The organism is Lacticigenium naphthae DSM 19658 (assembly GCF_000425865.1).
GTDB classification, from domain to species: domain Bacteria; phylum Bacillota; class Bacilli; order Lactobacillales; family Carnobacteriaceae_A; genus Lacticigenium; species Lacticigenium naphthae.
The window spans coordinates 1-8,973 of the sequence record NZ_AUEG01000030.1; the positions used below are offsets into that span (position 1 = coordinate 1).

Here is an 8,973-nt window from a genome sequence, read left to right on the forward strand (position 1 = left end):
AATAGACAAAGGATTTTTAATAGGTCCTTCTTCCCTAAGAATCCTGTTCGAAAACACAATATTTTAGAAGAAAGTATCTGCCTAATATAAAAATAGGCAATTTATTCAAGAAAACAGCTTTAAATTAGAGCTATGAATTATTCAGGAATATATTTAGAAAATAAATTATCTAATGGTTCCTTATTGGTATAAGAAATATCGTGGGCCTCACACAGTTCTCTTAAATAAGTCATTAATAAGGTATGTGTCCTATCTAAAGCAAGCTGAGGTTGGTTATCATTAAGAGTCCTCTGGATATCACTTTTTAATAATTGAAAATTTCCTTCAACTTGTAAACTCTTGATTGTACTTACATCAAATTTTTTATTAGGTTGTTTTGATAAAATGTTTAATTCTTTTACAGATTCCTCTTTTAAACGATAGAACGAATAAAAAGTTTCTTCGTCAGGATCGGATAGTCTAAATTTCTGCTCCCAATAAGCCAAAAGGGATAGATTCAATTTAGAAACATTCTGATTACTTTCCAAATTCCAAAAAGCTCTTAATCTATTTGCCTTTGAACCACTTCTAAAGTTATATTTTTTGTCAAAAATATTTATTCCTGTTTTGTCATAAATAAAATCTTCAAACTGTGGACCGCTTAAATCCATGACATAACCAGAGTCCATTCCAAATAATTGCTCTAGTTTCATTTTTGTTTCTATTGTAATTTCAGCCATGTAATCACCTCCTGTTAAAAAAAGCACTTTACTCCGATAAGTTTATTCTTAATATGTTTCTATGATTCTTGGAAAACAATACAAACGGAGTACCTATGGACTGCTTTTGGCATCTTTATTTGTATTTAAGTAGCGATACAATGTTGCGCCGCTAATGCCGGTCATTTCCGTAATTTCTTTTACACTATATTCTCGGGTATGGTAGAGCTTTAGTGCACGTTCAATCTCTCGCTGGTTCACTCGCGGACGTCCGCCTTTTCGTCCTCTCGCACGCGCACTTTTCAATCCTTCTTTAGTTCTCTCCACAATGAGATCGCGCTCAAATTGACTGAACGCTTGAAAGACGGTCATCATAAGTCGTCCTTGCGGCGTAGTGGTATCAAAATTTTCCTTTAAGCTGACCAGTTTGACGTCGTGTTCTTCAAAATAGTTAACTAACTCAATCAAATCTTTGGTACTCCGTCCCAGCCTGGAAAAACTTTCTACAACTACCGTGTCTCCTGGTCGCAATTTATCTTTCAAACGATCCAGCTGCGGTCGACTAGCTTTAGTGCCCGTCATTTTTTCCGTTAATATTTCATTGCAGTTTTGTTGTTCGAGTAAATCGATTTGACGGTTTAGTTCTTGGTGCTGGGTACTGACACGAGCATAGCCATACACATAATCACTCATATTATACGCTCCTTTCTTTTACTCTTCAATTGTATCACAATCGGTGGGTAAAGAAACTTAGATAATGAAATAAGTTTTGAAACAAAAAAGAACCGCTTTTTAAATAAAAAGTGGTCCTTTTAACTTTGTATCATAAACGATTGTTTTTGATACTAACTGATTTATAAAAATATGCCTCTAAAGTTTCCAAAACTTCAGAGGCATATGAAAACGAGAATTAGTTAATATTTGAAACAGGTTATTAATTTTTGATAGGCTTAGAATTAGACCTTAACAATCGAAGCCCATTCAGAATAACAACCAATGTACTTCCTTCATGAATAATGACACTGATTGCAATATCCGTTAAGCCTAAGAAACTAACGACAATTAAAAAGGCAACAACGGCCATTGAAAAAATAATATTCTGCCAAATGACACGGTTCATTTTCGAAGAAATATTATGGGATTGTACCAATTTAGATAAATTGTTTTGCATTAAAACTAAATCAGATACCTCTACTGCCACATCAGTCCCATCTCCCATAGCGATTCCCACATCTGCATTAACAAGAGCGGGAGCATCATTGACACCGTCTCCAACCATGGCGGTCACACCGTATTTTTCTTTTTGTTCGTCTATAATTCTGGATTTGTCTTCCGGCATGACATTCGCAATCACTTCATCTATTCCTAATTGTTTAGCAACCGCTTTTCCCGTCATTTCTGAGTCACCAGTAATTAAAGTAGTGTGTACGCCTTGTTCTCTGAAATAATCAATGGTTGCTTTTGCATGTTCACTTGGAACGTCCATGAGGGCAATAAGGCCTATAACTTCTTCATCGACTGCTACGTATACGACCGTCTTACCTTCTGACGCCCATTCGTTATTTAAACGGATATATTCATCTGAAACATCCTCAAACGATGTCGGTTTTCCTATACGATAATTTTTTCCTTTATAATTTCCTGTCAATCCTTTACCAATCTGGTTTTCTACATCAATAGTTAGTTTGTTTTTTTGCTCAAACTTTCTTAGAATAGCATCTGCTAAGGGGTGATTGGATTCTTTTTCAAGAGCTACTACGATATCAATCATGTTTTCTTCGTTCACGGAATCAGCAAAATAATAATTGGTTACTTCAGGTTTTCCTTTGGTCAAGGTGCCCGTCTTATCAAATGCAATTGCTTTAATATCGGCTAATTGAGACAGGTAAGAACTACCTTTTGAAAGGACTCCTTTTTTGGCTAAATTAGAAGTCGTCGATAGCGTTGCCGAGACAGTAGCTGCTGCTAAAGCACACGGTGAAGCTGCAACTAAAAGGACCAATCCTCTATAGACACTTTGTGACCATGTCCAATCAAGTAGAAAAGGAGCCAATAACATGAATAGAGGAATGGCAATTAAAACAACTGTGACGTATTTGGGTTCAAATTTTTGGATAATACTCGCAGCTTTTGTTTGGTTATCTTGGTTCTGGTTCACTAATTGTAAAATTTTTGAAAATACTGTATCTTCGTTTTCTTTGGTGACTTTCATCGTGAAGCTACCTGTTCCATTAATTGTACTCCCGAAGACGCCATCTCCTTTGTATTTCTCTTTCGGGATACTTTCTCCATTAATAGACGACTCATCAATGGATGTAGATCCAGACAAAATGACGCCATCAATAGGTACTTGATCGCCATTCAAAACTTGAAGTTGATCTCCCACTTTTAATTCACTGACATCTACATTTTTTGTACTGCCATCAGGTAGGATTAACCGGGCAGTCGTTGGATTCATTTCGAGTAATTTCGTTATTTCTCGTTTGCTTCTTCCTTCTGCATAATCTTCCAAAAAATGTGCTCCAGAAAAAATAAGAATCAATAATGTTCCTTCCCAAAAATTCCCCATTAAAGAAGCTCCGATTGCCGCTAATCCCATTAAAATATGAGAATTAGGCATGAACTTTTTTTGGTTTTTTGAGTTCTCAATTGTTTCTCCAAGGCCTTCAAGAACAATGACATGATACCCAGCGCTGATTGTAGCGATTGAGAACAAAACATTTTGTAGCAACTGATAATCTTCATTCAAAAATAGAGCAATCACTGCTAATGCTAAACCAACAAAGTACAAAACGACTGGCATTTTCCCATGATCATGATCGTGACCGTGGTTGTGATTATGCTTTTCTTGAGACTGTTGTTTTTGGACAGTTTCCATTTCTATTGCCTCCCTATATAATTTATAAGTCCTTTGTTTTCCATCATTTACTTCTTGAATCACAAAAATTTCCGCTATTTCTGGATCCTTTCGTCTATTCCAAAAGTAAATCGTAATGAATCTACTTTACATATGACTAACTAATCATATGTTTGTATTCTCATTTTATATCGCTATATACGTTTTGTCAAGATAAAGAGAACGCAACTTCTCTTTTATAAACAAAAGATTAGCATTGTTTCGCTCATATGGTAATATAGATATGAACGAAAGGTCATATGAAAGGAATAAAAACACTATGGATATAAAAACAACTTCTCCAATCGATAAAGAATCTATTCTGTCAATAAGCAAACTATTTAAGGTGATTAGTGCTCCTACACGATTGTCGGTTCTCTTTCTTTTACAGAAAAAAGAGTGTAGTGTTGGAAATATCGCTATTTCTCTGGACATGGAACAGTCTGCTATTTCTCATCAATTAAAAACGTTGAAAGACGCACGCTTAGTAAAATCAAGAAGAGAAGGAAAAAGTATGCTTTACAGTTTAGATGACCTTCATGTTTTTAGTATTCTCGAACAAGTTTTAACTCATGTCAGTGAATTAGAAAAATAAAACCAATTAGTTATGTAGCATACAAACTTAGGAGGTTTTTAAAATGTCAAAATCAGATAAAAATCATAATCACTCGCATCAGGATCAATCGAAAAAAAATATTAAAATTGCTTTCTTCATAAATTTTATTTTCTCCATAAGTGAATTTTTCTTTGGGTTTCTTTTCAATAGTGTGTCCATTATGTCTGACGCAGTTCATGATTTAGGGGACTCTATTTCAATTGGATTCGCTTGGTTTTTTCAAGGTTATTCAGAGAAAAAACAAGATGAACGGTTCACCTTTGGCTATAACCGATTTTCTTTACTGGGCGCGCTGATAACTGGCGTTGTGCTAATTAGTGGCTCGTTCTTTATGATCTATCGTAGTGTGCCACGTTTGCTTGACCCACAACCCGTAAATTATAGTGGCATGTTCTGGCTTTCTCTCGTAGCTATTGCATTGAATGGATATGCTGCTTGGATTTTAAGCAAAGGCACATCCAAAAATGAGGGTATGTTGAACCTCCATATGCTGGAAGACGTATTAGGGTGGATTGGAGTCTTGATTGTGAGTATTCTAATGAACTTTACCGAGGCATATCGTCTGGATCCTATCTTATCGATTTTGATTGCACTCTATATCCTCTACAAAACCATTCCTGAATTTTTCACCACAATGAAAATTTTATTGAATGGTTCGCCTGAAAATGTAAACGTAAAGAGCTTGGCGAATTCCATTAAAAATGTTCCTGCTGTAAAAGACCTCTCACATTTTCACATTTGGTCACTGGACGGGGAAGAAAACGCCCTTATCGTCACGGTTCTTATAGACCCTTCAGACATAGACAAGTCTAGGGAAATAAAAGAAGTAATTGCAGAAATCGCACATGAATCCAGTGTGAAAAATCATATCACAATAGAAATAACAACAAGTAAAGAAGAACTTGAGAAAGGATACTCCCACAACACTTAGGATAGTCCTACACTAAAAATACCTCATTATTTGAAAAGCAAAAAAGGCAGCGACTAAACAAATCGCTGCCTCTCTTTTTATCTTTCGTGATTATGATTTTTAAAAACCTAGTAGCGTTTGTATCGTCCCGTTCTCTACCAAGATAAAGATTCCTAATCCAATAAACACGATTGGAACAATGATTCGTTCATACTTTTCTAACGTTTCGGAAACAAAGGAAATTTTTGCCAACTTATAACTGATAAAGCAAAGAATCGCAATCGAGATAACGAATACTACTAAGGCAATTAAAATTTCTGAAAAAGCTAACGAAGTAAAGTAGGGAATATAAATCCCTAAATTGTCTCCACCTGACGCAATGGTTATTAAGGCGACAGTCCAGAATAACCGACTGGTTCCTCTAGATTCTAGTTTTTCAACGACTTCCTCTTCTTCTTCCTCCTCTTCGCCTATCACAGCGACACGGATACCTAAATAAATTGGAATTAATCCAAGAAGTCCAATGATCCAATCTTGCGGAATAAAATTCAGCACATAAGCAGCAAACAAACTTACTGCGACCAAAACGCTTGTCCCAAGATATTGACCCCAAATAATATGGCGCATCCCTTTTCGTGTGTGGCTTTGAGAAAAGATAATTAGCAAAATAAACAAATAATCAATGCTCGTAGAAATATAAACAGCGATCGCTGAAATAATACTTTGTAACAAAATAACTTCCTCCAAACTAAAATTTCGTAGTTATCTTTTCTGACAGATTCAGAAAAGTTTGAACAGCAAAAATTACGTCCTCATTCGCTAAAGAATAATAAACTACTTTGCCATCCTGACGTGATTTCGTCATTCCATACTTTTTTAAATAACGTAAATGGTGTGACGTTGTAGCAATACTAGCGTCTAATATTTCCGCTAAATCACAGACACACATCTCTTTATAAGTTTCTAAAGCATAGAAAATTTTAATTCTAGAGGAATCGCTGAAACATTTCCCTAACACAAGCAAATCCGAAAAATCTTTTTTCTCCAATTTGTTTTTTACAACATCTACTTTTTCTTGGTGTATGATGGTTGTTTGGCAAACTTCAGTCATTTAACTCACCTCTCATTCAAACGTTCATTTGATTGTATCGTTAATATTATACATATGTTGTGCCTTAATAGTCAAATGCTTATTTGATTGTTTCGCCATTCGATTTCTTTACGGTATTAAAATCTTTAAATATATTTAAGGGATTTTAAGAGAAAACTACTAGGGTAGAGTATTTTAAAATCATAAATATCTCTTGACCATGTACTATGGTACATGGTGTATAATAAATAGAGGTGAAAAGAATGAAGTATCTGATTAGTGAATTTGCTGAAAAGAGTGGCGTTAATAAAGAAACAATACGATATTATGAAGGTAAAAAATTATTGGAAGAACCAATACGTACAGATTCAGGATATCGCTTGTATTCTGATGCGGATATTAAACGAGTGAAATTTATTAAGCAAATGCAAAATCTTGGTTTTTCTTTAAACGAAATTTATAAATTGCTAGGCGTTGTTGATCAAGACAGTGTTCGTTGTCAAAATATGTTTGATTTTGTTTCTCAAAAGCAAATAGAAGTGCAAAAACAAATTGCTGATTTAAAACAAATTGAAAGCATGTTAGGCGATTTAAAGGAACGTTGTCCTAACGAGAAAGAAATGTATGCTTGTCCGATCATTGAAACACTAATTTATGATGAATGAAGGAGCTTTTGTATGAAGAAGTATAAAGTAAGCATTCAAGGTATGACTTGTGCCAGCTGTGAAAACCATGTAACAATGGCGCTTGAAAACATAGGTGCAAAAGATATAAAAACAAACTACCGGCAAGGGGAAACAGAATTCAATTTAAGTGAATCTGTCGAAATTAATAGCATCGAAAAAGCGATTGAACAATCCAATTATCAGATAGAAAAGATCGAAAAAATAGCTTCTCAGTCTAATTTAATACTTAAAAATGAAAAGGAATACGATTATGACTTTCTGATTATAGGCTCTGGAAGTGCTGCTTTTTCAGCAGCTATTCAAGCAACAAAATATGGTGCAAAAGTGGGTATGGTCGAACGACACACAATTGGCGGAACTTGTGTAAATGTTGGCTGTGTTCCGTCTAAAACGCTTCTTAGGGCAGGAACGATCAATCATTTAGCTAAAAAGAATCCATTCCATGGGTTAAATACAATGGCTGGAGAAGTCGATTTAAAATCATTGGTGAAACAAAAAGATGAATTGGTAAGTGGAATGCGCCAAGAAAAATATATCGATTTAATCGACGAATACGGTTTTGATTTAATCGAAGGCGAAGCAAAATTTGTGGGGAGTGATGTCGTTGAGGTCAATGGAGAAGAATTAAAAGCAAAACGCTTCCTGATCGCCACGGGCGCAACTTCTTTTATTCCTGAAATTCCCGGCATTGAAAAGATAGATTATTTAACGAGTACAACTTTATTAGAGCTAGATGAAGTACCAGAAAGATTAACCGTTATTGGTTCGGGTTATATTGGACTAGAACTCGGTCAATTGTTCCACAACTTAGGTTCTAAAGTCACACTCATACAAAGAAGCGAACGACTATTAAAAGATTATGATTTAGAAGTTTCAGAAACAGTCGAAAAAGCACTTCATGAACAAGGCATCCAGGTTATTACTGGGATTAATTATGAATGGGTTGAGCAAGATGGAGACATAAAAAAGTTGACAGTCACAAAAAATGGTAAGCAAAAAACTTTTGAATCGGATCAATTATTAATTGCGACAGGTAGAAAACCGAATACTGAAGCCTTAAATTTAGATGTTGCTGGTGTAAAAATAGGGATAAATAATGAAATCATGATGAATGATTTTGGTCAGACAAGCAATCAACACATTTACTCAGCAGGAGATGTTACATTAGGTCCTCAATTTGTCTATGTAGCCGCGCATGAAGGTAAGATTGTAGCGGACAATGCAGTCGGGGGCTTAAATAGGAAAATTGATTTGTCTGTTGTTCCTGGTGTTATTTTTACAAATCCTGGAGTAGGTACTGTTGGCTTAACAGAAGAACAAGCAAATGATAAGGGAATAGATGTTAAAACGTCAATCTTAGATTTAGATAATGTACCAAGGGCCCTAGTTAATCATGATGCAACTGGGTTAATCAAGCTTGTTATCAACGCTCAAAATCAACAAATAATAGGCGTTCATATTGTTGCTGAAAATGCAGGCGAAGTCATTTATGCAGGAACTTTAGCTGTTAAATTTGGCTTAACAGTCGAGGATTTAACAGACACAATGGCGCCCTATTTAACGATGGCAGAAGGACTGAAACTTGCAGCACTTGGCTATAATAACGATGTTTCAAAATTATCTTGTTGTGCAGGATAATATACAGAAAAGGGAGGCAGTTCCATTTGAGGATCTGCCGTCCTTTTTAGATAATCTGCGATTAAAAGATACATTTTTCAATAAATAATGGATTAACCAATTTTTAAATGAATTTTCATACGAGAATATTGACTATTTCAATAATCACGCATTTAAAATTTACTAAGAAAAAGTAAATATTTGTTACTTGGGAGTTTCCGAGCAATTAAAAACTACTATTTCTTATAAGTAAACTTTCAATAACAAACATAGAAAAAAGACTATTTTCCCCAGAAATAGTCTTTTTTATTTTATTAGTGCAAAGCACCTCTTAAATTTAATGCAAAATAAAATTACAATTTACACCCACTCTTCCTGGAAAATCACGTTAGAATGATGATCAGTGTCCTGGCTTACAACCTCGTCAATTTTTTAAAGACCATTGGATTTGAACAAGTGA

9 protein-coding genes are annotated in these 8,973 nt (G+C 35.0%); 4 read left to right on the forward strand and 5 right to left on the reverse strand.

The genetic code is table 11. The features are described from left to right. Window positions 1–137: 137 nt before the first annotated feature. The 3 genes from H626_RS0109590 to H626_RS0109600 all read right to left on the reverse strand — a co-directional run bounded on the left by H626_RS0109590 (window position 138) and on the right by H626_RS0109600 (window position 3,576). Entirely contained in the window at window positions 138–719 is a 582-nt protein-coding gene (locus tag H626_RS0109590) for a hypothetical protein (protein ID WP_027109171.1), read from the reverse strand. A gap of 93 nt (window positions 720–812) precedes the next feature. Further along, window positions 813–1,391: a recombinase family protein gene (locus H626_RS0109595; RefSeq protein WP_027109172.1), complete on the reverse strand. Its 579-nt coding sequence runs from the start codon at window positions 1,389–1,391 to the stop codon at window positions 813–815. 241 nt (window positions 1,392–1,632) lie between these two features. After that, a complete protein-coding gene (locus H626_RS0109600) occupies window positions 1,633–3,576 on the reverse strand; it encodes a heavy metal translocating P-type ATPase (protein ID WP_027109173.1) in 1,944 nt (647 codons plus the stop codon). Between the two features lie 298 nt (window positions 3,577–3,874). Between H626_RS0109600 and H626_RS0109605 the strand changes: the two genes are divergently transcribed. After that, a complete protein-coding gene (locus H626_RS0109605) occupies window positions 3,875–4,189 on the forward strand; it encodes an ArsR/SmtB family transcription factor (RefSeq protein ID WP_027109174.1) in 315 nt (104 codons plus the stop codon). A gap of 43 nt (window positions 4,190–4,232) precedes the next feature. Next, window positions 4,233–5,141 (forward strand): cation diffusion facilitator family transporter, encoded by a 909-nt coding sequence (locus H626_RS0109610; RefSeq protein WP_027109175.1) that lies wholly within the window; start codon window positions 4,233–4,235, stop codon window positions 5,139–5,141. Between the two features lie 99 nt (window positions 5,142–5,240). Here H626_RS0109610 and H626_RS0109615 read toward each other — a convergent pair whose 3' ends face one another. Continuing rightward, window positions 5,241–5,852: a CadD family cadmium resistance transporter gene (locus H626_RS0109615; protein WP_027109176.1), complete on the reverse strand. Its 612-nt coding sequence runs from the start codon at window positions 5,850–5,852 to the stop codon at window positions 5,241–5,243. A gap of 16 nt (window positions 5,853–5,868) precedes the next feature. Further along, complete coding sequence (locus tag H626_RS0109620) at window positions 5,869–6,231, reverse strand: ArsR/SmtB family transcription factor (RefSeq protein WP_027109177.1); 363 nt, start codon at window positions 6,229–6,231, stop codon at window positions 5,869–5,871. Window positions 6,232–6,473: 242 nt separating this feature from the next. Here H626_RS0109620 and merR point away from each other — a divergent pair, with 242 nt between their 5' ends. Beyond that, the gene (gene merR / locus H626_RS0109625; protein ID WP_027109178.1) at window positions 6,474–6,875 is read left to right on the forward strand and encodes a mercury resistance transcriptional regulator MerR; all 402 of its coding nucleotides are present in this window, start codon (window positions 6,474–6,476) and stop codon (window positions 6,873–6,875) included. 12 nt (window positions 6,876–6,887) lie between these two features. Then, window positions 6,888–8,534: a mercury(II) reductase gene (gene merA / locus H626_RS0109630; protein WP_027109179.1), complete on the forward strand. Its 1,647-nt coding sequence runs from the start codon at window positions 6,888–6,890 to the stop codon at window positions 8,532–8,534. Window positions 8,535–8,973 lie beyond the last annotated feature (439 nt).